The organism is Serratia sp. L9, assembly GCF_050632285.1.
Taxonomy (GTDB): domain Bacteria; phylum Pseudomonadota; class Gammaproteobacteria; order Enterobacterales; family Enterobacteriaceae; genus Chania.
On sequence record NZ_CP192591.1, the window covers coordinates 738705 to 763490 of the forward strand.

The following is a 24786-nucleotide window of genomic DNA, read 5'->3' on the forward strand; positions in this document are numbered from 1 at the left end:
AGATGGAAAACGTAGTTATTATTGATGCCGTACGTACGCCGATGGGCCGCTCAAAAGGCGGCGCTTTCCGCCAGGTACGCGCTGAAGATCTTTCTGCTCACCTGATGCGTGCCGTTTTAAGCCGTAACCCGGCGCTGAATGCCGCCGAGATTGATGATATTTATTGGGGCTGCGTGCAGCAAACGCTGGAGCAAGGTTTCAATATCGCCCGTAACGCTTCGCTGCTGGCCGAGATCCCGCATAGCGTTCCGGCAGTCACGGTGAACCGTTTATGCGGTTCTTCCATGCAGGCTCTGCATGATGGCGCACGCGCCATCATGGTGGGTGATGCACAGGTCAGCCTGATTGGCGGCGTGGAACATATGGGCCATGTGCCGATGAATCACGGCGTAGACTTCCACCCAGGCCTTAGCCGTACCGTGGCAAAAGCCGCTGGGATGATGGGTCTGACAGCGGAAATGCTGGCCAAAATGCATAATATCAGCCGCGAAATGCAGGATGAATTCGCGGCCCGCTCTCACCAACGCGCTCACGCTGCTACCCTAGCCGGGTATTTCAAAAATGAAATTATCCCTACCAGTGGCCATGACGCCGACGGTGTGCTCACTCGATATGATTACGATGAAGTGATCCGCCCTGAAACCACTGTAGCCAGCCTGGCCGCACTGCGCCCGGCGTTCGATCCGGTAAACGGTACCGTAACGGCAGGCAGTTCTTCTGCACTGTCCGATGGCGCTTCCGCAATGCTAATCATGAGCGAATCACGCGCTAACGCTCTCGGCTTGAAGGCCCGTGCCCGCATCCGCTCGATGGCGGTGGTGGGATGCGACCCTTCAATCATGGGTTACGGCCCGGTTCCCGCCAGCAGGCTGGCGCTGAAACGAGCAGGCTTGAGCGTGCAGGACATCGATTTGTTTGAATTGAATGAGGCCTTTGCCGCCCAGTCACTGCCCTGCATCAAAGATCTGGGGCTGCTGGAAAGCATGGACGATAAGATCAATCTCAACGGCGGTGCGATCGCATTGGGCCACCCATTGGGTTGTTCCGGTTCCCGTATCTCTACCACCCTGCTGAACAACATGGAGCGCCGTGACGTGCAATTCGGTCTGGCCACCATGTGTATCGGTCTGGGTCAGGGGATTGCCACCGTATTTGAACGTGTTTAGCTGTGTCTGATTGGATGCCCTGCGGGGCATCACCAAAGGTTTAGTTGCCGTTCTTCCCGCCTGTCAGGGGCGGGCTTTTTTTGCACGAAATCCATCGCGGCCCCAATAAAAACGGGGCGACACCTGGTCACCCCGCCTTTGGCATTCAGCTTTCAATCAGATAAATGAAAAAGCATCACCAAACATATGTGCCTCTAGCGCACCACGCTCGGCGCAAAAACGCTCGCGGGCGATTTTCGCCATCTCGAAACGGCCAGCAATATAGATATCATGCTCGGCCAGTGAGCCAAAGTCTTGCAACACGGCGCTTAACACCGTGCCACTGCGCCCACGCCACTCGGCCTCCGGCTGCTCAACCACCGGGATCACCTTCAGCGTCGGGTACTGCACCGAGATAGCTTCCAGTTCGCTGAGGTCATAAAGGTGCTTCAGTTCGCGCCCCCCAATAAATAGAGATATCGCGATCCGGCTGTTGTTCCAATGCGGTGAGCAAAATAGAGCGCGCATAGGAGAATCCGGTACCACCGGCGATCAGCACCAGAGGACGGTTGCTGTCTTCCCGCAGCCAGGCCTCACCGTGTGGAATATCTACGGTAATGGCCTGCTCTTTCAACACACGATCCATCACCGCCATGGCATACAGATTCAGCTCTGAAGCACCGATATGCAACTCGATGTATTCCTGCTGCGCCGGTGTAGAGGCCAGAGAGAACGGGCGTTTGTCGCGCTCGTCCATCACAACCATCAGGTATTGCCCTGCCTTGAATGAAAACGGTGCCTCTGGCACTAAACGTACCCGATAAACGGTATCGGTAATGGCCTCTACGGAGGTCACTTTACAGCTCAATATTGTCATGCGTTCCCTCTATCGGGTCATCAATGCAAAGCTGAGAACAAAGCCTGGCGCTAACTAGAGCGTCGGTTCTCTGTCACTGAATATAGCGAGCTCATCCCAGATTTCATCGACACGCGCACGCACCTTGTCATCCATCTGAATCGGACGGCCCCATTCACGCTGGGTTTCTCCCGGCCATTTATTGGTGGCATCCAAGCCCATCTTCGACCCAAGCCCGGAAACAGGTGAAGCGAAATCCAGATAATCGATTGGCGTATTCTCAACCAGAACGGTATCCCTTGCCGGATCCATTCTGGTCGTAATTGCCCAAATCACGTCGTTCCAGTCACGGGCATTCACATCGTCATCGCATACAATAACAAACTTGGTATACATAAACTGGCGCAGGAATGACCAAACCCCCATCATTACGCGTTTGGCATGCCCGGCGTATTGTTTTTTAATCGTCACCACGGCCAGACGATAAGAACAACCTTCTGGCGGCAGATAAAAATCGACGATTTCCGGGAACTGTTTTTGCAGAATGGGCACAAACACTTCATTCAGAGCCACGCCCATCACCGCAGGCTCATCCGGTGGGCGGCCAGTATAGGTCGAGTGATAAATCGCATCACGCCGCTGGGTAATGTGGGTGACGGTAAATACTGGGAAGTGATCGACTTCGTTATAGTAGCCGGTATGGTCACCATAAGGGCCTTCCGGTGCCATTTCCCCCTGCTCAATGTAACCTTCCAGCACAATTTCGGCGCTGGCGGGGACTTCGAGGTCGTTGGAAAGGCATTTGACCACTTCGGTCTTGTTGCCGCGCAACAGCCCGGCAAAAGCATATTCTGACAGGTTATCCGGCACTGGCGTCACCGCCCCCAGGATAGTCGCAGGATCGGCCCCCAGCGCAACGGCTACCGGGAAACGTTCACCAGGGTGTGCCTGGCACCACTCCAGATAATCCAGCGCGCCCCCACGATGCGAAAGCCAACGCATAATCAGCTTGTTCTTGCCCAGCACTTGCTGGCGATAGATCCCCAGATTCTGGCGCTCTTTATGCGGGCCGCGTGTCACCGTCAAACCCCAGGTCACCAGCGGCGCGGCATCTTCCGGCCAGCAATGCATCACCGGGATGCGGCCAAGATCGACATCCTCTCCCTGCCATACCTGCTCCTGGCACGGGGCAGAACCCAGCACCTTGGTCGGCATATTCAACACTTGTTTGAATTTAGGAACCTTATCGAACAGATCGCGAAAACCTTTCGGCGGCTCTGGCTCTTTGAGGAACGCCAGCAGCTTACCCACTTCGCGCAGCGCACCGACATCTTCCTGCCCCATGCCCATCGCCACACGCTTGGGTGTGCCAAACAGATTGCACAGCACCGGCATGGCATAGCCTTTCGGGTTTTCAAACAGCAGCACCGGGCCGCCCGCACGTAACGTACGATCGGCAATTTCTGTCATTTCCAGATAGGGATCAATCGGCTGGCTGATGCGTTTTAGTTCCCCTCTCTTTTCCAGCAACGAGAGGAAATCGCGTAAGTCACGGTATTTCATGCAAGCCATTACACCATTGATTGATTTATTTACCCGTCATCTTTCAAGTTGCAGTGTTGTTACCTGCACTCGCCGCAACTGAAAAACCAGAGGGTATAGTAGATTTAAATGTGTTAATGCGAAAATATCAATTTTAACCTACACTCTTTTAACTGTCTGATTTTAAGGTATTTACTGTTGATTATAGATTACCTTATGCCAGAAAGCACGCCTAGCTTACCCCCAGTGATTTAAGGTTGTCACTATTAGAATGCTTGAATTTCCTCACTATCAAGGGCAACTGCCACGCCAACCTCGATTTTTCTTGAGAATGCCAGGCATCACACAGCAAGGCCACATAGCCACAAAACAGCCTTTTCCCCTTGTGAAGTGGGTTACTAACGATTGGATTTGAGGGGGCAGGAGTTAGCTGAAATGCTGTCGAGGCAGTTTGTTTGAACGCTGGAAAGCAAGCTCAATCACTATGGCAGCGATTGAGCTTGACCAACTAATTAAAATGAGAGGTTTAACGTAGCCATAACTCCCTGCTCCATTTCATTTGGAGATGATTGCACAGAGTAGTTCAACCCCACGGAATAGTTGGATTTTTTCAACTCGATACCTACCCGGCCTTCCAATGCAGAGCGATCCATTACGCGCGCACCTGAATCTACCGATTGATTTAGACCGGCCATACTCACTTTACTTTTTGCCCTCACATCACCGGTACTGGCAATATAAGACAGATCGAAGACAGGTTTAACATTCAGCCCCGATTTCGTCACCATATCCTTATATACCGATACCCCAACCGGAAAACTCCAGATATTTTGGCTATTTCCCTTTGTCGAGAACAACTCCCCTTGGGCGTTACGCGTACTAAAGTCATTCGTATTCAAATGCAGGTAACGTGCTCCAACGTGTGGCAGCACATCAAAAGCAGGGGTACTCACCACATATTGCGCACGTAACCCGGTAGAAAACAGGTTAGTGTCAACATTCGCTTTTAAATCCGAAAGCCCTAAGGCAGCAGGGACATACTGTTTCATCTCATGTTTTGTTTTAGAAAAACCGAAGTCAGCAGTAATATTGAAATTATCGCTATTCCAGGCGCTATATAACGTCATCCCCCAGAAATCAAAACTGTTTTCCGTCGGTGAAACAGCATTCGATGTCTTGCTCTTACCACCACCAACATTAGCAGCCAGGCCAAAACGGATATCTCCACCCGCCAAGCTATCGGCGAAAGTGTGGTCAGCACCGATGATCAGCCCGCCATAGTTAGTATCAGTATTAACGTCGCGGCCACCCATCTCAAATGAATCGGCTCGACGATGTCCATACATAGGAGCAACCCAGACGTTATCGGTATCGTCACTGGCTTTCACATGACGATGCGACGATAGATATTGCTGCACCGAATTAGCCGCAGCAAAGCCAAGATTGGCCGCAATGTTTTGCACCCCAACAACAGAGGCAATATTCAACGCAGACTCAATTATTTTGCCCCCCAAGACGTTATCGGTAATATAGCGAACATCGCCTGCACGCGATATAAGCTGCTGCCCCTGATTAGCGGAGTTAGTGTTAACACCCATTGTTTTAACCATATCATTCAGTAGGCTTGCGGTAGCATTACTGATGTTACCCAAAGTTCGGTTCATATCAGCCGCAGACACTGATGCGGTAGTTCTTTCGCCGTCATTATTTACAGAGACATTCAACAGACGGCTGCTGTTGGCATACGTTTCCTTTTGCCACATCTGCTGCGTATCAGCCTGGACCGCAATAAAGTGCTCATCCGCTTTAAGGTTATGATCACTAATCAGCATTAACTTGGCATTACTGTCAATTATGCCGGCACCAAGGTTCAATGCCGCTGCACCGCTATTCACAAATGACTTGGCATCAATGATCGTGAGAGAACCCGCGCCCAGTTGATTAGTCGCCTCCCCCCGATACCCCAATGCAGACTCCCGCTGGATAAATCCACCGTTTGACCATTTGCAGCAACCAATGTACCGCTAAATAGAGCTGCTTTGTCCTCTGCCAGCCAATGCCGAGCCTGTTGCCAATGCTGCTCGTTCATATCAGTGCTACCCACCAACATGGCAGCGTTATCTCCATTAATGTCCAGCAAGCCGTTGTAAGCATTCAGTTGGTCAGAAGCGAAAATACCCCCACTGACTTTTAATGTTCCTTGGCTGGTGGTACTGGCTGGATGCCCTCCCAGCGTCGTGATATCAACGGAAAATGTCCCTCCCGACTGTGCGAAAACCCCCTCGCCTCCCAAAGTAGTGGCAAAAGCAGAGCGGCCCGACGATTGCTGCCCGTTGGAGGCCCCGCCGATTTGCAGCGTATTGGCATAGAACTGGCCACCGTTAATGGCCAAATGACCTTGCCCACCGTTCCCTGTCTGGTTTATTTGTGTTGTCTGATCGAACTCCCCTGGACGATCGCCACCTGCGCCACCCAAGACAATATCGGTAGCAATCTGGCCATAGCCTTGTTCAAAAATTGCGGTACCCTTACCACCATTACCGCTGTAGCCACCCTTCGCTCCCACTCCCTGGGCAGACGTGCCGTTATCTCCAACATTTCCGCCTTTACCCCCAAGAACCAGGCCGCCAGTGTTGCTGATATGACCGCTCATAAAGGTTAACTGACCCGATGCGCCAGCGGAGGCATTCCCCCCATTACCTGCGCTACCCTTGGCTTGATGGCTGTTGCCACCGTTACCGCCGTTACCCCCATCGCCACCAAGTACCATCCCGGAACGAATTGACAGGCTGCTCTTTTCAACAGTAAGCAGGCCACCCCCGGCTTCGCCAGCATTACCACCGTGGCCACCATTTCCCCCTTGGCTTCCTGTTCCGGCAGAATATTCGGTACCATCAGCCCCCTTGATGCCGCTATTTCCACCGTTACCGCCATTACCTCCGTTCAAACCCAGAACCAAAGACTCGGCGCTCAAGGCGCTGTTATTTAGTTCAAGTGATCCATTACCACCGTTCCCCCCAGGGCTCCCTGACCCCCGCCACCACCGAGGCCACCATTACCACCGAGGCCACCAACGGCGGATACGCCAGCCGAGGCACCATTCCCCCCATACCGCCATTACCCCCTGAACCACCATGCGACCCATTGCCAGCATTGGCCCCTAGAGTAATATCGCCAGCTACTTGCACAGAGGTATTATTCAGCAGCATTGAACCATTGCCACCGCGCCCACCAAACCCGCCATCAGCTCCAGCTCCGCCTAGGCCACCAGCCTCTCCATTGCCGCCAGAGCCACCGAGCCCCGCCAAGCCACCTTTACCGCCAAGGCCGCCAATGGCACCGTCCCCCCTTCTCCGCCCTGGCCACCCGTCCCTCCAACCGCACCATTACCCCCAGGGCCGCCACTGCCGCCCGGGCCACCATAAATACCATTGCCCCCACTAATCCCACCACTACCGCCAACCCCACCGGTGCCGCCGCCTCCACCAGCCCCGGCACCGCCACTACCGCCGTTACCTGCAGCGCCTGAAGAACCATTCAGGCCATTAAGGCCAGCAATACCCTCTTCGCCATCATCCCCTGCATTCCCCCCATTGCCGCCATTGCCGCCGACTGCGCCATGGCTGGCATTCGACGCATTCCCACCGTTGCCGCCCAAGGTTATTTTGGCAGCGGTGAATCTGCCATTATTAACGATTAATTTGCCGGAGCCTGCATCCCCTCCCGCCCCTGCATTACCCCCTTGGGAACCATTAACGCCTATTGCACCATGGCCGCCTGCAGAACCATTCCCCCCAGTTCCGCCCAGGCCGCCTAAACCACCAGCGCCTCCCAGACCACCTGCTGCACCACTCCCGCCCAAACCTCCTGCGGTTCCATCCGTATCACTTACACCAGGAACTGCGTTACCGCCGGTTCCGCCGGTCCCACCAACACCACCGTTGCCGCCATTGCCGCCGTTCCCACCGGAACCGCCGTTGCCACCTTTACCGCCGCTCCCCCCATGACCACCAGCCGCTCCCGCTGAGGCCTGAGCCGCAATTCCTCCCTGGCCAGCTTGTCCACCGATGGCAACATTTCCCAGGCTGGCGTCCCCACCCTGAATCGTCAATGTTCCCTTGCCACCAATCTGGCCATTGGCACCACTGCCGCCTTTGCCACCTCGGCTTCCTGAGCCGCCATGGCCACCAGTACTGGCATCTCCTCCTGTAGAACCCTTGCCACCGTTACCGCCAGCCCCGCCTTCGGCACCGGTTCCGCCAGAGCCCCCGGTATTAGATGATGCTGTGCCCCCATGCTGCTGGCCTGAAGGCGGTGTTTCAGGACGGCTGTCTTCATCAAAAAACCTTGCTCACCGGCATCGCCGGCGCTGCCAATGTTGCCCGTTGCCCCAGCACCACCAAAACCATTGCCAACCCCGCCAGTTCCGCCGATACCGCCGGTGCCGCCAGTTCCCCCTTTGCCACCTCGGCCGCCATTGCTGCCAACGCCGCCTTGGTTGCCATCGCCCCCTTTACCTGAAGCGCCGGCCGCTCCAGCATTACCGCCATTACCACCATCCCCACCTTTGCCACCCACGGTGATATTGAAGGTGCCATTAAGATTATTTTCGGTCCTGATGTCACTTGCCCCAGCCGGGCCGCTACCGTTGACCCCTCCATGATTGACTCCACCAACGTCAGGACCACTACTGCCCGGTGCTGGCTTAATTGGCTTTTGCTGTCCGAAATTGGCGTTCAAGCCTGCATGGCCTTGCTGCCCTGAATGCCCGCTATTGCCGCGATCTCCGGCCATACCAGCACCACCATAGGCTCCAGATGCACCAACAGCGATATCGGTGGAAGCATAAACCACAGAGGTTCCAAATAAAGTCGGTAAACTAAACAGTGCGATTGAACTGCAAAGATGTAGAAGCCGTAATTTTGTTTTGAGGCCAGGGGTATTATTAAATGGCTCAACAGGGCTAAGTTTGATTTTATTAAACATGCTACCTCTATAATATTTTCAAATAACATAAAAGATATTTTTATCTTTGTATGTGCTAATATTTTATACCCTGAGTTATTTGAGTTGCAGGAGAGAGACAAACTCTATGTTCTCAAGGAGACTAATACGAATGGGCGATCGAATTGAAAGCACATAGTCAACACACTTACCACTTGCAGGATAATAGATGTATATAGCTTCTCTACGAATATGCAGCGCGTTTAGACCACACCCCTGATGCCTAGCAAGCCAGCAATAAATATGATGCGGGTTAGCACATTAACCACACGCAATATCATTCATTGCGCCTTCATCATAAATTGATAAAATAGCTATTCATTTCGTCATTTGACACTTAGAGTCCCGTTTTAATATCAATTAATGCTGCAGGTTCTAAGAAAATCATTAAAGAAGGCTTGCCCTACCAAAAAAGCGCCTGTTTATTGCTCCAGGACTCATCAAAGTCCGAGGGAAAACGTGCGTACATTCCATTTCCTAACTAATGAACTGCCAGTTAAAAACATTAGGATGGTGATTTAAAATCTAACTATGTAACATAATATTTCAGCGGTTAATTCCGAAGTGAAATTAACAGGAAATTAACAAAAATCAATCGATAGGAGTTTTCTTGTAAATTCCCTGTGGAATGCATAAGCTTTGGAATAGCGATAAATGTTAAAACTGTTCTAAAAAATAAAATTGAGTAAAAAAAAGCCATAATTAATAAAAATCTGATTTTGAGAATCATACAGAATAAAACAGGGTTCCAAGCCACTTTATGAGTGGGAGAGAACGTCATTCTCATGCGGTGCCATTAAGTAAAACCTGTTGCTTAAGCGACCAACAAGTCTGCATTTACTCTCAACAAGCGCAGCATGATGTCGATTCCAGGTCACTAACGGAGCACAGCCTGGCGTTAGTGACCTCATTCTGGCAACCGATCAGTGACAGGTGAACGGCACCAACTGGCGCATTGCCAGCGTATCCTGATATTCCTGTGTTTCTACTGCATGGCGGAACACTTTGAAACCCTGTTGCCTGGCGCTGAAATAACGCAGATCGTTGCCGCTGACATGCAGCAGACTACCTTCACGTAATGCCACAACCGACTCGCTTGGGTTAACAGCACAAAACTCCGCCAGGCGCTCATCGCGGGTTTCTCCCATATGGCCGCTGATATGCGCGTCGATATAGTGCGGATTAATCTGCACCGGGAACAGGTTCAACGCTGGCAGCACCACGCTATTACGCACCGGCATATCGTTGGTGGTGCGAATGCTCGGCGTCGCCACATTACAACCGGCACTCCAGCCGATATAAGGCACCTGACGTTCACGCACGGCACGCTGGATCGGCACAATCAGGCCATTTTCATGCAGCATTTGATTCAACATCCAGGTATTACCCCCGCTGATCAGAATACATTCAGCTTGTGCAATCGCCTCGGCTGGGGATTCAGCATGGTGAATACTGGTGACTTTAATCTCCAGCGTCTGCGCCAGTTCTTGGGCACGCTGATCGTAATCACTCCGGAGCAGAGCATAAGGAATGAGTACCGCGGAGGTGATATTGCGGCGTTCAATCATCGCCAGCAGTTGGCTTTTGGCATAACCGAGCAGTTCGGCTTCACCGGAAAGCTTGCCATTACTCAACAAAAAAAGTTCCATAATTCTCCCTCAGTCCAGGAAATGAAGATAACGTCGCATTGGCAGTCTGGTTTATCGACCATACTGTATCAGTGACAAATTTATACCCGAGCCGAGCAAAAAAGTGTGTGATTTTACGCTGGCTGCCGAGGATCGATACCATTTGTACAGGCAGAGGGAAACTTGCGTCACTAGGTATCCGCAGTGGCTTTTGGTATGCTTACCTGCTGATAGAAAGGCATGTGAAACTATGGAATCTTGGTATTTACTTTATTGTAAGCGCGGCCAGCTCTTACGAGCGCAGGAACACCTGGTAAGGCAAGAGGTCACCTGCCTGAGCCCAATCATCACGTTGGAAAAAATCATTCGTGGCAAACGCACTTCCGTCAGTGAGCCGCTGTTTCCCAACTATCTGTTTGTGGAGTTCGATCCAGAGCGTATCCATACCACCACGATCAGTGCAACCCGTGGAGTCAGCCACTTTGTGCGATTTGGTGCCTTACCCATCCAGATCCCTTTGCAGGTTATTTCAGAGCTGCAAGCGCATAGTGATGAACACTATGTCGACCCGGAGACACCACAGCCGGGCGATACGGTGCTGATTACCGATGGGGTATTTGAAGGCCTGCATGCGATCTATACCGAGCCGGACGGTGAAGCTCGTTCCATGCTGTTGCTGAACCTGATTAACAAACAGGTTAATCAGAGCGTTGATAACCGGCAATTCCAGAAACTATAACGTAAACAGGCACCCGAGGGTGCCTGTTTGGTCTGCTAGCGCGTAACCGGTTAACGGCGCATCGCATCGTCATGCAGCCATTGGGCAACTCGCTTGGCGAAGTAAGTCAGCACACCATCTGCACCGGCGCGTTTAAAGCACATCAGCGATTCCATTACCGCCGGTTGCTCCTGCAGCCAACCGTTCTGGATCGCCGCCATATGCATCGCATACTCACCAGAGACCTGATAGGCAAAGGTTGGCACCCCAAAGGTATCTTTTACGCGACGAACTACGTCCAGATAAGGCATCCCCGGTTTCACCATCACCATATCCGCCCCTTCCTGCAGATCCTGGGCTATTTCCTGCAGCGCTTCGTCGCTGTTGGCCGGATCCATCTGGTAGGTTTTCTTGTTACCGCCTTTCAGGTTGCCGGTTGAACCCAGCGCATCGCGAAACGGGCCGTAGTAACAAGAAGCATACTTGGCTGAATATGCCATGATCTGGGTATTGACGCTGCCCTGCAGTTCCAATTGATCGCGGATCGCGCCGATACGGCCATCCATCATATCGCTGGGGGCTACAATCTCGGCCCCCGCTTCAGCATGGGAAAGCGCCTGGCGTACCAGGATATCTTTACTGATGTCGTTGATCACATAACCCTGCTCGTCGATCACACCGTCCTGCCCATGAGTAGTGTAAGGATCGAGCGCCACGTCGGTCAGGATCCCCAATTCAGGCACGGCATCTTTCAGCGCGCGCACCGTGCGCTGGACCAGACCTTCCGGGTTATAAGCTTCTTCTGCGTGCAGTGATTTCAGGCCGGGTTCAATCACCGGGAACAAAGAGAGCACCGGCACGCCGAGTTTAGCCAGAGTTTCGGCTTCTTTGATCAGCAGGTCGATAGTCATGCGCGATACACCAGGCATGGAGGAGACGGCTTCCTGACGGTTGCTGCCTTCCATGACAAATACCGGGTAAATCAGGTCATTCACCGTCAGTTGATTCTCAGCTACCAGACGCCGGCTGAAATCATGACGGCGCACGCGGCGCATACGGCGACCAGGGAAGGTGCCCGGAAATGCATAGCTCATAATTTTCTCCTAACTCAGACCAACCGGAAAATCCGGCGGGCGTTCTCATCAGTTTTCTTGCCCAGCCACTCCGGGTCTTCCCCTCGCCAGGCAGCAACCTGCTGGACGATGTGGGGCAGAAAACAGGGTTCGTTGCGACGAGATGCAGGTTTTGGGTGTAGATCCCGGGGCAACAGATAAGGGGCATCGGTTTCCAGCAGCAGAAGGTCGGCGGGAATTTGCGGCAATAGCGCACGCAGTTCAAGGCCCCGGCGCTCATCACACACCCAGCCGGTGATGCCAATCGACAGGCCCAGTTCCAAACAACCTGCCAGTTCTTCGGCAGTGCCGGTAAAACAGTGCACTACTGCGGCGGGGAGTTTATCCAACCAGGGCTTCAGCAGTACTGCAAAACGTGCGTGAGCCTCACGGCAGTGCAGGAAGACCGGCATATTAAGTTCAGCGGCCAGAGCCAACTGAGCGCTGAAGGCCGTTTCTTGTTGCGCAGGGGTAGAGAAATTGCGGTTAAAATCCAGCCCACACTCACCTATCGCCACCACTTCGGGCCGCAGAGCGAGCTGGCGGATTTGCTGCGCCACCTCATCATTCCAACTGCTGGCATCATGCGGATGCACGCCCGCCGTAGACCAGCAATAGCCGCTGTGTTGTTGTGCCAGCAGGCTGGCAGCTTCACTTTGTGGTGAGTTGGTGCCCGTAATCAGCATACCCGTAACGCCTGCGGTGCGGGCGCGTTCAACCACCTGCCGGGCATCTTTGGCAAATTGTGAACTGGTAAGATTGACACCGATATCGAACATGGTTTTTCCAAAGCAAGCGCCGCCCATCGGGGTAGCGCCTGTCAGTTAAGGTCAATGGCTTCCCGTTGAGGAGATCCTCTCTTTTCGGTTACCCGGCAATCGATCATCCCCCTCACCGCAATCACTCCCCCAAGGAGAGGGAGCTGATGCCGTGCTACTGTTCGATGCGGGGGCAATCTGTGGCTCGATTTGTCCCCTCTCCTGCGGGAGAGGGCGAGGCTGAGGGCAACTCAAAGATAAACGGAGATCAGGAAGCAGGTGGCTCTTCACCTTCCTCTTCTTCCTCTACCGGTTTACGCCGCTTGCCTACATAGAACCGGGCAAAGAACACCCCAACCTCAAACAACAGGTACATGGGGATCGCCAACAGGGTTTGCGAGAATACGTCCGGCGGCGTCAACAGCATGCCCACCACGAAAGCGCCGACCAGCACATATGGCCGTTTCTTCCTCAGATCCTCTGGCGTCGTCACCCCGCTCCAGCACAGCAGAATAATAGCAACCGGCACTTCAAAGGCCACGCCAAAGGCCATAAACAGCGCCATGACAAAACTGAGATAGTTACTGATATCCGTGGCAATCATGACGCCAGCTGGCGCAGTTTTGGCGAAAAAGCCAAAAGCCAGGGGGAACACGATAAAGTAGGCAAACGCCATCCCCAGATAAAACAGCAGGCTGCTGGAAACCAGCAGGGGCATCATCAGGCGACGTTCGTGTTTGTACAATGCAGGGGCGATAAAGGCCCAGATCTGAAAGAGAATAATGGGCGCAGCAACGATCACCGAAACCATCATCGTCAATTTGATCGGAGCAAAGAACGGTGAAGCCACGTCGGTGGCGATCATGCTCGCCCCGGCCGGCAGTTGCTTGATCAGAGGCGCAGACACCAACTGATAGATATCGTTGGCGAAAAATACCAACACGATAAAGATCACCAGCACGCTGATGATCGAATTCAACAGCCGCTTACGCAGTTCAATTAGATGACTGATAAGCGGTTGGGTATCTTCAACGGCCATGTTTTAACGTTCGCCACTAGGTTGTTGAGAAGCAGGAGATTTATCCGCTACAGGCTCTTGAATGGCCTGCATCACAGAGGCTTGCTCCGGTTTCGCCGCTGGAGCTGGAGCCGGGGCCGTGGTAGGCACTGGCTCCGCCGGTTGCGGCGCTGCGGCCGGTGCAGAAGCGGTGGTTGCCGCATCTGCCGGAGTCACACCGTCATGTATGGCTTCGGGGTCGGTAACCAGCGGATTATGGATAGTATGCGGTGGCTCGTTCTTATCATCGGCATGATAAGAACGTTTCATCGATTCAGCCGCTTCTTTCAGCTCATCCATTGACGCTTTGAGTTCTGGCGTCAAGTTCTGCAAGCCCGCTTTCTCTGCCTTCTTCAGGCTTTCCTGCAGTTCCTGCAGTTTCAATTCCTGCGAGAGCTCATTCTGCACCGAAGCTGCCAGAGAGCGCAGTGCTCGGATCCAGCCCGCAACAGTTTTGACCGCCACCGGCAACCGTTCCGGCCCGAGTACAACCAAGCCGATTATCAGTACCAGCAGCAGTTCACCAAACCCAATGTCAAACACGGTTTATACCTGCTCTTTGTTCTTCGACTCTTCGGGTTTCACTTCTGGCTGCTTATCGGTGATAGGCTTAGCCGTAAAGTCAGCGTCATGGCTGGTTTTTTCAGTCGTGTTGGTCGGCGCAGTGCTGTTGTCGTCGCCGATCGCCTTTTTGAAACCTTTGATTGATGCACCGAGATCAGACCCCAGAGTGCGGAGTTTATTGGTACCAAACAACAGCACCACGATCACTGCGATGATCAACAATTGCCAAATACTAATACCGCCCATTGCAATTACCTCTATATTAAAGGGGTTATACCCGTCGCTTTTCAAGCTGCCGCATTATATACCGTTCGTCTTTATGTTGGATATGCCCCGTTTTATTGTAGGGCTACAACGACAGCTATAAACCTGGTTTTTAACTCAAGCGGTGCGTTTCCAACCGATGATCCAGGCAACAACGCCCGTCGCCATCAGCCAGGCAGGAAACACCTCAACGCCTCCCAGCAGCAAAATCGTACCACTGACTAACAGTGTAGCGCCAACGCCAAACAAATACCGTGATTGACCCTGCCTTACGCGTTGCGCCTGCATCTGCCCGGTCAATTTATCGACACTCTGTTGTAACAGTTTATGTTGCTGCAGGCTGTCATAAAACAGCTCAGGTAATTCAGGCAGTTTCTCTGCCCAGAACGGCGCTTTTTCTTTCAGCGCACGGATAACTGCGGGAATGCCAACCTGATCCCTTAACCAGCTTTCCAGGAAAGGTTTGGCCGTGGTCCATAGATCCAGTTGTGGATACAGCTGGCGACCTAGCCCTTCAACGTACAGCAAGGTTTTTTGTAATAATACCAGTTGCGGTTGCACTTCCATGTTGAAGCGGCGCGCGGTATTAAACAGATTCAGCAACACGTTACCAAACGAGATCTCCGCCAGCGGCTTTTCAAAAATCGGCTCGCAGACGGTGCGGATAGCAAACTCGAAGTCTTCCACGTTGGTATCGCGCGGCACCCATCCGGAATCCACATGCAACTCTGCCACCTTGCGGTAGTCGCGATTGAAGAAGGCGATAAAATTCTCTGCCAGATAGCGCTTATCGTCTTTGTTCAGCGACCCGACAATGCCACAGTCGATACCGATGTAGCGGGGATTTTCCGGGTGTTCGAAACTGACGAAAATATTGCCGGGATGCATGTCGGCATGGAAGAAACTGTCGCGGAATACCTGGGTGAAAAACACCTGCACGCCACGTTCTGCCAGCAGTTTCATATTGGTGTTCTGCTTTTCCAGAGCCTCAATATCCGACACCGGAATACCGTAAATCCGCTCCATTACCAGCACGCTTTCACGACAGTAATCGGAGTAAATCTCTGGCACATAGAGCATCGGGCTGCCGTCAAAATTGCGACGCAACTGAATGGCGTTTGCCGCTTCACGCAGCAGGTTCAGCTCATCGAGCAGAGTTTTCTCGTATTCACGAACCACTTCGCGTGGGCGCAGACGACGGCCATCCGGCATCAGTTTCGGTACCCAACCCGCCAGACGATACATCAGGCGCACATCGGCTTTGATAATCGGCCCGATATCCGGACGGATCACTTTCAGCACCACTTCCTGCCCGGTGGTTTTCAGCCGGGCGGTATGTACCTGGGCGATCGAAGCAGAAGCCAGTGCCTGCTGATCAAAATCATCAAACCAGGTTTCCAGCGGGCCACCCATCGCCAGTTCTATATGTTTGCGTGCCAGGGCGCCGTCAAACGGAGCCACCCGATCCTGTAACAGCGTCAGTTGATCGGCAATATGCGGTGGAAACAGATCGCGGCGGGTCGACATCATCTGGCCGAACTTGATCCACACCGGGCCCAACTCTTGCAGCGCCAGGCGCAGGCGTTCACCCAAAGGCAGACCTTTATGGCGGTTAGGCATCCAAAACAGCAGACGACGGCCGATGCGCAACGGTAACGTCAGGCGCATCTTGGGGATCAGTTCATCCAGACCATAGCTGAGAAAAACGCGAACTATCAAATACAGGCGGCAAATTTCGCCAGGGGTCATCGGTTACCCTCCAACTTGTCCATACGGGCAATCAGTGCATCCACACTGCGGGCAGCGGCATCAACCTCTTCGTTAAACCACACCACTTCAAGCGGCCCTGGGGCCATTCGCCATTCTTCCGTCAGCGTTTCCGCCACATAGCGCTGCTGACTCTGTAATCCGGACTTCAACAGGCCCATACCTTTACCGGCGATTTGGCTCAGCCCTTGCGCAGGGATGTCGCCGATATAAGGAGCCAACCATTCTGCCGGATCCCATTCTGCCAGATCGAGCAACCCCACCAACTGTTGCACCACCTGGATATCACCTTCGACGATCAGTTCGCCGCTACGCATCAGCGGTGAAAGCTGCTGGCGATCGCGCAACTTCAGCAACACCGGCACCCGGGTGTGTACCCGGCAGTCGGCGCTATCCTCAGACTGACCCAGCACATCCACACGCCGTTCGCTGAAAACCAGCACCAATGGTGCAGAAAGTTCCTGCAGCTCAATACGCAATACTTTACCCACCAACCGTTGGCGGGCAGCTTTCATGCTGCGATCGCGAAACAGCAGGCTATTGAGCGACATTTCCAGCACGCCGGTCAGTAACGGGGTTAACAGCATCGGCATTTCCATATCAGAACTTATAGCCACGGTGCAGAGCGACGATCCCACCGGTCAGATTGAAATAGGTGACGTTTTCAAAACCGGCATTACTCATCATGCCCTTCAGCGTTTCCTGGTCAGGATGCATGCGGATCGACTCGGCCAGATAACGGTAACTGTCGGGATCTTTCACCACCAGCTCACCGATTTTCGGCAACACGTGGAATGAATAAGCGTCGTAGGCTTTGCTCAGCGGTTCCAGCAGCGGCTTGGAGAACTCCAATACCAGCAGGCGGCCGCCCGGCTTGAGCACGCGGAACATCGAGCGCAACGCCTTGTCTTTATCGGTAACGTTACGCAGGCCAAAGGAGATGGTGATGCAATCGAAATAGTTATCCGGGAATGGCAGCGCTTCGGCGTTGGCCTGCACATAGTTGATATTGCCGACAATGCCCAGATCGCGCAGTTTCTCACGCCCCATCTTGAGCATCGAGTCATTGATATCAGCCAGCACGACCTGCCCTTGCTCACCCACCATACGGGAGAACTTGGCCGCCAGATCGCCAGTGCCACCGGCCAGATCCAACACGCGCTGCCCACGACGCACACCGCTGCAATCAATGGTAAAACGCTTCCAGATACGGTGGATACCAAACGACATCAGGTCGTTCATCACGTCATACTTTGCGGCTACCGAGTGAAAAACGTTTGCCACCATGGCCTGCTTCTCTTCCCGGGCTACGGTACGAAAGCCAAAGTCGGTGGTTTCCTGCGCTTGATCTGCCATTGTCCTGCCTGCTATTCAGTCAATTTAGTGTCGTGAAGTGTACCAGAAAGCCACGAAATACCCCACCTTGCAGCGGCTTTACCCCTGCGATGCGGAACGCGGTTCTTCGGCGCATTCGTCGTCTTCTGCTCCGGGCAGCTCAGCAATATTATTGTCTGGCTCGGCGGGAGCGTCATCTTGGTGTTGGGCATCTGCCTGCTGCGCCAGTAGTGGGTTGATGGGTCGTTTGACCTCAACCCCCAGTGCCCGGAAGCCCTCAATCTGGCCGATAAGATTACCACGGCCAGCACTCAGTTTGTTCATAGCCTGGTGATAACTGCCCTGCGCTTTATCCAGGCTTTGCCCCAGCGCCGACATATCGTCAACGAACAGGCGCATTTTGTCATACAGCCGGGCGGCACGATCGGCAATTCGCTGGGCGTTCTGGCTTTGGTGTTCATAGCGCCACAGATTGGTAATAGTACGCAGCGCCACCAGCAGCGTGGTTGGGCTGACCAGCATGATGTTATGTTGCAATGCCTCGCTGATCAGCTCCGGCTCCCGGTCAATAGCCAGCAAAAATGCTGGCTCCACGGGGATAAACATCAGAACGTAATCCAGCGAGCGCAGGCCGGGCAATTGCTGATAATCCTTGCGACCCAGCAGGCGGATATGCCCACGCAGCGAAGCAATATGCTCGCTTAACGCCGCTTCACGCTCAATGTCATCGTCACCGTTGAAGTAACGTTCGTACGCCACCAGCGACATCTTGGCATCAATCACCACATCCTTGCCCTGCGGCAAACGCACGATCACGTCCGGTTGCATGCGGCTTTGGCTTTCCAACCGCACATTAACCTGCGTCTCATACTCATGCCCTTCACGCAGGCCCGAAGCTTCCAGCACCCGGCTAAGAACCACCTCACCCCAGTTGCCTTGGGTTTTATTATCCCCCTTCAGTGCCTTGGTGAGGTTGATCGCCTCACGCGCCATTTGTGCGTTCAATTGTTGTAGATTACGGATTTCGTGCGTCAATGTATGGCGTTCGCGTGCTTCCTGGCCAAAACTGTCTTGTACCTGACGGCGAAAACCGTCCAGTTGCTCGCGTAACGGCAACAACAGGCGATCCAGGCTTTGCCGGTTTTGCTCGTCCACCTTGCGACCGCTGTTGTCGAATATACGGTTGGCCAGGTTTTCAAATTGGGTGGTCAGGCGCTGCTCACTGGAGATCAGCAATCGCTGCTTCTCCTCTGCGGCTATGCGGGTTTCTTCCAATCGGATCGTCACCTCACGCAACTCTGCTTCTTGTGCGCTGTTGACTTCACGCTGCGCCCGCAGCTCCTGATTCAAAAGTTCGCATTCATGGCGCCAATGATTGAGTTGCTGCAACCGCTCCTGCCCGGCAGCCACTTGGCCGTGTAAGGTGCGCAATTCCAACTCGTTTTGCCGCAATTGCTGCTCGTGGCGTTGCAGTATCTCTTGGCGGGAAGTGGTTTCAAGCTGCGCCTGCTGCAAGGATTGTTCCAGCAGACGTAAATCGGTTTCATGTTGGGCGCTATGTTGCTGTGCCCGCAGGCTGACGATCAACCACCCCAGCAGCAGACCGATCGTGACGCCACCAATACCGTAAACCAAACTGGTATCCACCCTGCCTCCTGTTACCCATGCGGTTCCGGCGCAGTTTGCGCCCGTTGCCTGCCACGTTAAAGGGAGCCTGTATGGATGTCCAGCGTGTTTTTAATCGGGAGAACGCGGCAACCAGAGCAGTTAACCGCGTTGTTAAGAAGGGTTAAAACAGTTTGAAACGATACTCGGCGATAAATTCAGCACTCAAAGAGTGTGAGGTCTGATAGTGCCCATCGACCAGCACCGGCGTTTTATTGACGTTTTTATAAGACCACCCTGGCCCAGCCATGGCGAAAACCGTCAAGTTCTTCAACGTCGGGTGAGAAGGCACCCAGCGGCCAAAGACGTTAATTTCGCCGGTGCGTACCGCTGCCCCTTGATAGCTGAATTGACCCACGTTGCCTGCCAACCCGGCGGTGAATTCAGGAGTAAAGCGGTACTCCGCCAGAGCGGCCAGCATGGTTTCCCCATCGCGCATATAGTCCTCACCGGCATAGGCCATCGAGGTAAAAGTCCCCCGGGAGTTCTTGGACATATGGCGCGGATAAAACCCGAGCTCACCGTCCCCCTTTGGCGCCCGCGTGTGGGCAACGCCAAGTTTGACGCTCCAGAGCGGCTCCTGCCATTTGGCATCCAGAGCATAGTGGTTAGCGTGACGATCGAAGTTACGCTTGCTCAACGCCATTTCTTTATAGTCATCCAATGCCTGAGTGGTATAAATCTGGCTGCCCAGACTGAGGTTTTCATCGGGCTTGTACGCCAGGCGCAGGATCTGGCGGCGAAGGTAGCCCTGCGATTCACCGTAGGCCAATTGGCCATTAAACATTTTGTTCTCATAAGCCAGTTCGCCACTGGCAAGATGGTTGATGTAACGCCCGTCATTGGTCTGCAGACGCAAGCTATCCGGGGAATTGCGATCCATGGATCGTTCAACATAGGCCCCGCGCAAAGCAAGCCCGGCACCTGCCACCCCGCCGGACCATCCCAGGTAAGTCGTAGGAGAAAGACGGGTTGAGTTGGAAATCACGCCATAGTTACGCAACGTTTGCCAACCGCCCTGTGCATTCAGGGCCGCGCCGCCTACATCACCTTTCAACTTGATATAGCGCTGGCCAATCTTGCTGTAACCCGCCGCATTATGTTTGTTATTACCAGGGCCATTGTTGTACAGCACGCCACGGGTATTGAAATAATCACTGGCCCCCAATTTCACCGCACTGTAGTAATCGAGGTTAACGCCGATCGTATCCGCCAGATAGCCGGATTGGTAACCCAGTGCCAGCCCTTGCCCCCAAGCGTTATGCACTTCTTTTGGGTTGGCGGCGTCTTCTTTGAGGTACTTCCAATAGTTTTTTAGTGACAGTTCGGCCTGGCTATCAGTGAAAAATGGTGATTCCAGCAAGCTTGCACCAGCCGCCTGTACGCTAGCGGATAATAGCGAAATAGCGATAAAACAGCATGACGTCGATTTTTTCATTATATTCATCCCCAGAAATAGACCCTATCAATTTCAAGTTGCAGCCAGGCCCCTGGCCACTCATCCCCAGTCACTGACTGGGGTGACAAATCTGTCAGGACAAATCGGTCAGGAACCGATTTGAATGCCGCAAGCGGCAGCCCGTAGGGGAAATCACCAGGATGTGATTTCTCATCGATTTGAACGCGGTGAACAGCGGCCCGTGAGGGGTGAAACCCACGGATGGGTTTCGTCATAGCCGGTAACCACGCTGCAACTTGAAAGACGAATAGGCATAGCTTCGCCTTGCCGGAGTTATCTGATATTACCCCGGGTTATTTATTATTTATAAAGTGAGCGTTACTGAGCTTTATTTATGACTTCTTTTCCTTTGTTGACGTAACTCATATCGCCAATATCAGTTACCTTATATTTGCCATTTTCATAAATAATTTTAACTACCGCCGCGTTGGCCAGCGGTTTATTTTTGTCCGGGTTGTCAGTCAGATCTGAAATCATCATCTGCATTGATAACCCCGAAGAGACCGCCAATATATTTTTATCTCCGCCCTTTATGGCGTCCTGCACCATGCTATTCAATGCACGCTGCATGCGCGTCTTCACCTGCAGGGCATTTTCTGCCTCTTTCTTGTCATCACTCTGACTGATGGCATCCACCATCGGGATAAGCCCTACTTTGCCTTCTTTCATCTGCTGGAACATAACGGCGCCAGAAGCCATCCCCAGTTTTTTCGCAGCCGCGTTGGCCATATCCTCATTAGGCAACCCTTCAAAACCGCCGAATAACATCTCACGTAAATCAGGTAGTTCCGTTACTTTAACCTCTGACTTGCCCATCTCCTTCAGGATCACCTGCATCGTTTCACGCTGGCGACCAGCGTCACTGGTGTAATAACGATCGAAAGGGATCCCCTTCAACCCGGCCCCTAAATAGCGAGCCGTCTCAATCCCGGCTGGCGTCAGTGGCGAATCTGCCCAACCCTGCACCCGATCGTAGGTATTGAGCATGGTTTTACCGTGGCGGGCGAAGTAAATATTGACGCTGTCGGTTTGCTCCGCAGCAACGTTAAAGGCCGATATCGAGGAAAGAGAAAGCACAGAAGCCAATAGCCAGGTTTTAATTTTCATTTGGAATTCCTTAGTGAAAAGTAAATTTCTATACGTTAATTTTTTATTCATCAGCAGATCGTTTGCCAAAATAAGAGCAAAAAAAACCCAAACCCATGACATGTATTTGTCGACGGGTTTGGGTTTTGCCTGTTTATTCACAGTAACAATCCACTTGTTAGGAAAATAACACCGCTATAAAAAGAAAGGAATTAAAAATCTCAAAGAAAAGGAAATTCGTGATCGGATTCTCACTCTATCGTTAATCCGGTTTATATCCGCCGTGTTTCAGGATGCAGAAAATCGGCGGATATAAGGCTCAGCCTAACCACTGGCTGAACCATTTGATGCCAAATGCGCCGGGTGCCAGGATACCGAACGCCCAAACCATGGCCGAGGTTACATTGGCAATCTGGAACGACGTTTGCGGCATGGCGCAGATCCCCCCACCAACGGCACCACCGCACGTAGCGGCCCGAAGAAACGACCAAAGAAGATACCCAGCACGCCCCAGCGCTCAAAAAACGCATGGCCCCGAACCAATAATTGCGGATTACGCGACAGGGGCCACATATGAGCGACACGGCCCTGGTAGTGATAACCCACCCAGTAGGAGAGCCAATCACCAAAAAGGCTCCGGCCGCCGCCGCCGCCCAGATCGGCCAGAAAGCGATACCGCTTTCACCGATCAACGCCCCCAGGGCCAGTAAAATAACCGTGGCAGGCAATAGCAGTGAGAGAAAGGCCAGCGACTCACCAAACGCCAGGAAGAAGATAATCGGTATAGCCCAACCTTCATGCTGGCGCACCACTTCACTCACCCAGTGAATAACGTCATTGAGGGTCACATGCATGCTCCTTTAGAGAAAAAACGCCTCCAAGGATACGCAATACCCGCCTTCACTGGTTAAACTCTGGCTAAACAAATCATCATTCCAGATAGAACGCCTGCAGCACTTCTCGCTGGCTTTGCCCCAAACCGTATTCGGCCTCCAGCCAACGATCAGGGGTGCCGTATTGCTGCCGAATGCAGCCCAATGCGGTCATCAGGAACTCTTCGCGAGCACTCAATACCTGAGCAAACTGCGCCAACGCCGGGGCATTCAAGCGAACGGAAAGCTGATCCAACATATGTTCACGGAAGGTCGCCAGCGTGGTTTCAGTCAGCAGATAGTCTTCAACTACCGTAGCCTCATCTGCCCCCAACGCGAACAGTACCAGTGCCGACCCCACCCCGGTACGATCTTTGCCCACTGCACAGTGCTGCACAATCGCTCCCCCTTCAGGCTGCACCAACAGATGCGCCAGTTGGCGGTAGGCCCCGTTGTTGAACGGCAGGCGGCGATACAGCTCCAGCATAAATGCCTGTGCATCAAACCCGGCCAGCGTCTCACTGGTGAGTTTTTCCAGGTTGGCATTCACTTCATTGCTGAGGGGATTGGCCGGTACATGGTGATAATCCACGCCCTGCCATAACACATCTGGTTTGGCCTGCACTTCATCAGCATCGCGGTAATCCAGCACCGAACGCACCGGCACTCCCGCCAGGAAACTGCAGTCATTTTCTGTCAGGCGTTCCAGAGAGCCGGAACGGAACAGCAGCCCGCGTTTGATACGGCGGCCATCGGCCACGCTGTTACCGCCTAAATCGCGGAAGTTGATACCGCCATCAAGCGGCGCTAACGAAGGATGGAGCAAGATCTGAGCGGTCATAGACGTCCTCATATTTACTGTCTTGGGATATGCCGCCACGCTGGCCGACAAGGGAAAAATGGCTGCCGACAGCATGACGCAGATGAGTACAACCGTAACAGATTACAACCGAATGGCGAAACGGGCCGTCAGACAGCCCGTTATTGGCAGGAATTACAGCAGACGACGAGCTGCTTCTACCACGATTTGAACCGCCTGGCTCTCGGTCTTTTTCATGGTTTCCGCATTCGGGATCTCTTGCTGGGTACGGTTGACAATCACACCGGCCACCATCCCCGCACGCAGGCCCTGGCTGGCACACATGGTCAGCAGGGTGGCGGATTCCATTTCATAGTTCATCACGCCCATGGATTGCCACTCTTCCATCGAACCTTTAAAGCGGCTGACCACACGGCCAGAATAGGTATCGTAACGTTCCTGGCCTGGGTAGAAGGTATCGGATGAGGCGGTGACACCGATATGGGTGGTCGCACCGCTGGCCTTGGCGGCTTCAACCAGCGCCGTGGTACAGGCGAAATCGGCCACCGCCGGGAATTCCATCGGGGCAAAGTGGAGGCTGGCACCATCAAGACGCACTGCCGCAGTCGTCACCAGAACATCACCGACATTGATATTGGCCTGAATAGCGCCGGTGGTGCCGATGCGCAGGAAGGTGCGGATACCCAGTTGCGCCAGTTCTTCGACGGCGATAGAGGTCGATGGGCCACCAATACCGGTGGAGCAGACGATAACCGCTTTGCCATCCAATTCTGCACGCCAGGAGGTAAATTCGCGATGGGAAGCCAGGTGTACCGGGTTTTCCATCAGCTTGGCAATTTTCTCTACACGCTGCGGATCACCAGGGACGATGGCAAGCGTTGCCCCTTGTAAATCGTTTTTAGTGAGACCGAGGTGGAAAACGTCAGACTGAGACATGGGAGACTCCTCATGGATGCTGTTTTTTATGGGAGGAACAAAAAAGTACTCTACTGAAAAGTGCACCAAAATTTCGTGATTAACATCACTATGAGCAAAGAAACAAAAGGGAATCTACATTATTTTTGTGATCATAATCACAATTAACAATTCATTGCACCCAGGTTCACGACAAGTCTAGTCGAGGATCCTTTTGCA

The 24786-nt window shown here is 53.2% G+C and carries 22 protein-coding genes and 2 pseudogenes; 2 read left to right on the forward strand and 22 right to left on the reverse strand.

All coding sequences use genetic code 11. From position 1 onward, the window contains the following. Window positions 1-2: 2 nt before the first annotated feature. On the forward strand, window positions 3-1166 hold the full coding sequence (gene fadA, locus ACQ86O_RS03515) for an acetyl-CoA C-acyltransferase FadA (protein ID WP_431224142.1): 1164 nt from the start codon (window positions 3-5) through the stop codon (window positions 1164-1166). A 156-nt stretch (window positions 1167-1322) separates the two neighbouring features. On the opposite strand, the pseudogene fre reads toward fadA, so the two are convergent. The 8 genes and pseudogenes from fre to pepE all read right to left on the reverse strand — a co-directional run bounded on the left by fre (window position 1323) and on the right by pepE (window position 10196). Beyond that, window positions 1323-2022 (reverse strand): annotated as a pseudogene (gene fre, locus ACQ86O_RS03520) (NAD(P)H-flavin reductase). Between the two features lie 54 nt (window positions 2023-2076). Continuing rightward, entirely contained in the window at window positions 2077-3573 is a 1497-nt protein-coding gene (gene ubiD, locus ACQ86O_RS03525) for a 4-hydroxy-3-polyprenylbenzoate decarboxylase (protein WP_431224143.1), read from the reverse strand. Between the two features lie 482 nt (window positions 3574-4055). Continuing rightward, window positions 4056-5510: an autotransporter outer membrane beta-barrel domain-containing protein gene (locus ACQ86O_RS03530; protein ID WP_431224144.1), complete on the reverse strand. Its 1455-nt coding sequence runs from the start codon at window positions 5508-5510 to the stop codon at window positions 4056-4058. Continuing rightward, a complete protein-coding gene (locus tag ACQ86O_RS03535; RefSeq protein ID WP_431224145.1) occupies window positions 5435-6490 on the reverse strand; it encodes a hypothetical protein in 1056 nt (351 codons plus the stop codon). The genes ACQ86O_RS03530 and ACQ86O_RS03535 overlap by 76 nt, the downstream gene beginning before the upstream one ends. Before the next feature lie 55 nt (window positions 6491-6545). Then, window positions 6546-6752, reverse strand: coding sequence for a hypothetical protein (locus ACQ86O_RS03540; RefSeq protein WP_431224146.1), 207 nt, complete (start codon window positions 6750-6752; stop codon window positions 6546-6548). Window positions 6753-6802: 50 nt separating this feature from the next. Continuing rightward, window positions 6803-7654, reverse strand: coding sequence for a hypothetical protein (locus ACQ86O_RS03545; protein ID WP_431224147.1), 852 nt, complete (start codon window positions 7652-7654; stop codon window positions 6803-6805). Further along, a complete protein-coding gene (locus tag ACQ86O_RS03550) occupies window positions 7651-8397 on the reverse strand; it encodes a hypothetical protein (RefSeq protein ID WP_431224148.1) in 747 nt (248 codons plus the stop codon). The genes ACQ86O_RS03545 and ACQ86O_RS03550 overlap by 4 nt, the downstream gene beginning before the upstream one ends. Window positions 8398-9470: 1073 nt before the next feature. Then, a complete protein-coding gene (gene pepE, locus ACQ86O_RS03555) occupies window positions 9471-10196 on the reverse strand; it encodes a dipeptidase PepE (RefSeq protein ID WP_431224149.1) in 726 nt (241 codons plus the stop codon). Window positions 10197-10425: 229 nt separating this feature from the next. Between pepE and rfaH the strand changes: the two genes are divergently transcribed. Then, a complete protein-coding gene (rfaH, locus tag ACQ86O_RS03560; protein WP_431224150.1) occupies window positions 10426-10914 on the forward strand; it encodes a transcription/translation regulatory transformer protein RfaH in 489 nt (162 codons plus the stop codon). 50 nt (window positions 10915-10964) lie between these two features. Here the strand turns inward: rfaH and hemB are convergent, their stop codons facing one another. From hemB to udp, 14 genes and pseudogenes are all read right to left on the reverse strand, one after another. Further along, window positions 10965-11987, reverse strand: coding sequence for a porphobilinogen synthase (gene hemB / locus ACQ86O_RS03565; protein WP_431224151.1), 1023 nt, complete (start codon window positions 11985-11987; stop codon window positions 10965-10967). Between the two features lie 14 nt (window positions 11988-12001). Further along, entirely contained in the window at window positions 12002-12784 is a 783-nt protein-coding gene (gene tatD, locus ACQ86O_RS03570; protein WP_431224152.1) for a 3'-5' ssDNA/RNA exonuclease TatD, read from the reverse strand. A 247-nt stretch (window positions 12785-13031) separates the two neighbouring features. Beyond that, the gene (tatC, locus tag ACQ86O_RS03575; RefSeq protein ID WP_431224153.1) at window positions 13032-13802 is read right to left on the reverse strand and encodes a Sec-independent protein translocase subunit TatC; all 771 of its coding nucleotides are present in this window, start codon (window positions 13800-13802) and stop codon (window positions 13032-13034) included. Window positions 13803-13805: 3 nt separating this feature from the next. Further along, complete coding sequence (gene tatB / locus ACQ86O_RS03580; protein ID WP_431224154.1) at window positions 13806-14363, reverse strand: Sec-independent protein translocase protein TatB; 558 nt, start codon at window positions 14361-14363, stop codon at window positions 13806-13808. A gap of 3 nt (window positions 14364-14366) precedes the next feature. Then, on the reverse strand, window positions 14367-14630 hold the full coding sequence (gene tatA, locus ACQ86O_RS03585; RefSeq protein WP_431224155.1) for a Sec-independent protein translocase subunit TatA: 264 nt from the start codon (window positions 14628-14630) through the stop codon (window positions 14367-14369). A gap of 135 nt (window positions 14631-14765) precedes the next feature. Then, on the reverse strand, window positions 14766-16397 hold the full coding sequence (gene ubiB / locus ACQ86O_RS03590) for a ubiquinone biosynthesis regulatory protein kinase UbiB (protein WP_431224156.1): 1632 nt from the start codon (window positions 16395-16397) through the stop codon (window positions 14766-14768). Further along, entirely contained in the window at window positions 16394-17002 is a 609-nt protein-coding gene (gene ubiJ / locus ACQ86O_RS03595; RefSeq protein ID WP_431224157.1) for a ubiquinone biosynthesis protein UbiJ, read from the reverse strand. The genes ubiB and ubiJ overlap by 4 nt, the downstream gene beginning before the upstream one ends. 13 nt (window positions 17003-17015) lie before the next feature. Next, on the reverse strand, window positions 17016-17771 hold the full coding sequence (gene ubiE / locus ACQ86O_RS03600) for a bifunctional demethylmenaquinone methyltransferase/2-methoxy-6-polyprenyl-1,4-benzoquinol methylase UbiE (protein WP_431224158.1): 756 nt from the start codon (window positions 17769-17771) through the stop codon (window positions 17016-17018). Between the two features lie 78 nt (window positions 17772-17849). Continuing rightward, the gene (rmuC, locus tag ACQ86O_RS03605) at window positions 17850-19397 is read right to left on the reverse strand and encodes a DNA recombination protein RmuC (protein ID WP_431224159.1); all 1548 of its coding nucleotides are present in this window, start codon (window positions 19395-19397) and stop codon (window positions 17850-17852) included. Between the two features lie 142 nt (window positions 19398-19539). Continuing rightward, on the reverse strand, window positions 19540-20853 hold the full coding sequence (locus ACQ86O_RS03610; RefSeq protein ID WP_431224160.1) for an OprD family outer membrane porin: 1314 nt from the start codon (window positions 20851-20853) through the stop codon (window positions 19540-19542). Window positions 20854-21192: 339 nt separating this feature from the next. Continuing rightward, window positions 21193-21981, reverse strand: a complete 789-nt coding sequence (locus ACQ86O_RS03615) for a histidine phosphatase family protein (protein ID WP_431225637.1) — start codon at window positions 21979-21981, stop codon at window positions 21193-21195. A 298-nt stretch (window positions 21982-22279) separates the two neighbouring features. After that, window positions 22280-22808, reverse strand: a pseudogene (locus ACQ86O_RS03620) (DedA family protein). 82 nt (window positions 22809-22890) lie between these two features. Next, window positions 22891-23673 carry a tyrosine-protein phosphatase gene (locus ACQ86O_RS03625; protein ID WP_431224161.1) on the reverse strand — a complete coding sequence of 261 codons (783 nt, stop codon included), beginning with the start codon at window positions 23671-23673 and terminating at the stop codon, window positions 22891-22893. Between the two features lie 153 nt (window positions 23674-23826). Continuing rightward, window positions 23827-24588, reverse strand: a complete 762-nt coding sequence (udp, locus tag ACQ86O_RS03630) for a uridine phosphorylase (protein WP_024531115.1) — start codon at window positions 24586-24588, stop codon at window positions 23827-23829. Between the last annotated feature and the right edge of the window lie 198 nt (window positions 24589-24786).

What these genes read in the sequence shown, in the direction of transcription:
- fadA (WP_431224142.1), top strand. Translation starts at nt 3, where the DNA reads ATGGAAAACGTAGTTATTATTGATGCCGTACGTACGCCGATGGGCCGC.
- ubiD (WP_431224143.1), bottom strand. Translation starts at nt 3,573, where the DNA reads ATGGCTTGCATGAAATACCGTGACTTACGCGATTTCCTCTCGTTGCTG.
- ACQ86O_RS03540 (WP_431224146.1), bottom strand. Translation starts at nt 6,752, where the DNA reads ATGCTGCTGAATAATACCTCTGTGCAAGTAGCTGGCGATATTACTCTA.
- pepE (WP_431224149.1), bottom strand. Translation starts at nt 10,196, where the DNA reads ATGGAACTTTTTTTGTTGAGTAATGGCAAGCTTTCCGGTGAAGCCGAA.
- rfaH (WP_431224150.1), top strand. Translation starts at nt 10,426, where the DNA reads ATGGAATCTTGGTATTTACTTTATTGTAAGCGCGGCCAGCTCTTACGA.
- hemB (WP_431224151.1), bottom strand. Translation starts at nt 11,987, where the DNA reads ATGAGCTATGCATTTCCGGGCACCTTCCCTGGTCGCCGTATGCGCCGC.
- tatD (WP_431224152.1), bottom strand. Translation starts at nt 12,784, where the DNA reads ATGTTCGATATCGGTGTCAATCTTACCAGTTCACAATTTGCCAAAGAT.
- tatC (WP_431224153.1), bottom strand. Translation starts at nt 13,802, where the DNA reads ATGGCCGTTGAAGATACCCAACCGCTTATCAGTCATCTAATTGAACTG.
- tatA (WP_431224155.1), bottom strand. Translation starts at nt 14,630, where the DNA reads ATGGGCGGTATTAGTATTTGGCAATTGTTGATCATCGCAGTGATCGTG.
- ubiB (WP_431224156.1), bottom strand. Translation starts at nt 16,397, where the DNA reads ATGACCCCTGGCGAAATTTGCCGCCTGTATTTGATAGTTCGCGTTTTT.
- ubiJ (WP_431224157.1), bottom strand. Translation starts at nt 17,002, where the DNA reads ATGCTGTTAACCCCGTTACTGACCGGCGTGCTGGAAATGTCGCTCAAT.
- ubiE (WP_431224158.1), bottom strand. Translation starts at nt 17,771, where the DNA reads ATGGCAGATCAAGCGCAGGAAACCACCGACTTTGGCTTTCGTACCGTA.
- ACQ86O_RS03610 (WP_431224160.1), bottom strand. Translation starts at nt 20,853, where the DNA reads ATGAAAAAATCGACGTCATGCTGTTTTATCGCTATTTCGCTATTATCC.
- ACQ86O_RS03615 (WP_431225637.1), bottom strand. Translation starts at nt 21,981, where the DNA reads ATGAAAATTAAAACCTGGCTATTGGCTTCTGTGCTTTCTCTTTCCTCG.
- ACQ86O_RS03625 (WP_431224161.1), bottom strand. Translation starts at nt 23,673, where the DNA reads ATGACCGCTCAGATCTTGCTCCATCCTTCGTTAGCGCCGCTTGATGGC.
- udp (WP_024531115.1), bottom strand. Translation starts at nt 24,588, where the DNA reads ATGTCTCAGTCTGACGTTTTCCACCTCGGTCTCACTAAAAACGATTTA.